Here is a 1,016-nt window from a genome sequence, read left to right as displayed (position 1 = left end):
GGATTGGGTAAGCCATCAGACCCAAGAACCTCCCTCCGAATTCCTCCCGGCTGAACCGGGGATACGACAAGGCGCCGCATGGCGCACTGCCAGCGATCACCGACCTGCACCGCTTCAGGCAGAGCGCGACGGATCGCCTCGGCGTAAGCGCCGCTGCTGTCCCGGCACACCACCCGCACGCCGGGATGAGCACGCAGCCACGCCTCCAAGGTGTCGGCCTGACGGTCGGCGAGCACATCGAGCCGCTCCCGCGTCACCGCGTTGATGATCACCGTGGCGTAGCGGTGCCGCTTACGGAGCGCGAAGTCATCCACCCCGATCACCTCCGGCGTTGGACGGACTGGCAGCGGCAGACGCAGCAAAGACCGGATCGCGCTCTGCCGCGAGATCCCGACTCCCAGCACGTCCAGCAACCGAGACCCCGCCCGCCCCGCCAACTCCTGCACCACCGCCCCCACCTGCGCGCTCAAGGCGATCGTGCGACGCTGATACGGCTCGGCCAAACCGGGCAACGGCTCCCGGAACGTCTGCCGCTCACACCCGACCGTCGTGCACCTCAACCGCCGAAACCGCAGTCGCACGAGCACTCGCTGCCCGCCCAACGGCAGGTCCGCCAGCTGCCGATCCACATAGCCATGCACCCGTCCGGCTGCCCCGCAGCCGGGACACGCCACCGGCGCCCCCTCGGACGTGACATGCACAACGATCGCCCCCGCCCCGGGCCGGACACTGCCGACGACCAAGCCGGCCAATTGCGGGAACACCAGCTCCGCAAGATCCTTTACGTCACACCGGCGTCACGCTGGCACAGCACGGCGAGATAGCCGTGGACCGACACGAGCTATCACGTTCCGTCACCACCGAAAGTGGGCCAGAGCCGTTGTTCTTACAGTCCCTCGCATGTCATTCGCCGGTCACGCGGAGCTTGTCACTTCAAGTGTGTAAAGATCCTTTCCGGGTGATGGAGAACCCTCTTTATCTGATCCGTCCTGGGTAGGCGATATCGAGTTCGATGA

1 pseudogene is annotated in these 1,016 nt (G+C 66.2%); it reads right to left on the bottom strand.

The annotated features are described in order from the left end of the window. Positions 1-89: 89 nt before the first annotated feature. Positions 90-668: pseudogene (locus ACIBVN_RS60960) on the bottom strand (ISL3 family transposase); the annotation flags it as partial. Between the last annotated feature and the right edge of the window lie 348 nt (positions 669-1,016).

Origin of the sequence: Nonomuraea sp. NPDC049400 (assembly GCF_044466425.1) — a bacterium.
Lineage (GTDB): Bacteria > Actinomycetota > Actinomycetes > Streptosporangiales > Streptosporangiaceae > Nonomuraea.
The sequence above is the reverse complement of the archived record's forward strand: the minus strand, read 5'-3'. Positions and strand labels throughout refer to the sequence as shown.